Annotated in this window: 1 protein-coding gene; it reads left to right on the forward strand. The window is 32.1% G+C overall.

Features of this window, described 5'->3' with window-relative positions:
- Window positions 1-153: 153 nt before the first annotated feature.
- The gene (locus tag CBG25_RS21460) at window positions 154-282 is read left to right on the forward strand and encodes a hypothetical protein (RefSeq protein ID WP_366212783.1); all 129 of its coding nucleotides are present in this window, start codon (window positions 154-156) and stop codon (window positions 280-282) included.
- Window positions 283-446 lie beyond the last annotated feature (164 nt).

Below are 446 nucleotides of genomic sequence, written 5' to 3' on the forward strand. Positions count from 1 at the left end.
GTGAAAAGCACTATATGTTCTGTAATCCAAACGATTTAATAGTCTGAATACCCCCGGTCCCAATTAGTTCGGATTAATGAGGTTCTACTGTAAATGATTTGTTTTTTATGCATTTTTTAAGAAGGGTATTTTATATTTCAGGCAGATAAACTGCTGTCACAAGACTTCAAGGGAATGTTGGATCACGTAATATCTCGCCTGCCTGAAAACAGGCAGATTCTGCTTTATTCTGCCACATTCCCTGTTACTGTTAAACAGTTCATGGTAAGTCCAGATTACTAGTAAACAACCAGTTCATTTGAATACCATTATTGTTAACAATGTTTTCAAATAGCAATAAAAAAATAACTAACAAATGTATTAGGATATTTATGGTTCATAAAACTTAATAAAGAAGATAAGTCCAGAAATGCAATAAAACAAACATAGTTGCATATAATAAGAAC

The organism is Arsenophonus sp. ENCA, from assembly GCF_002287155.1.
GTDB lineage: Bacteria > Pseudomonadota > Gammaproteobacteria > Enterobacterales > Enterobacteriaceae > Arsenophonus > Arsenophonus nilaparvatae.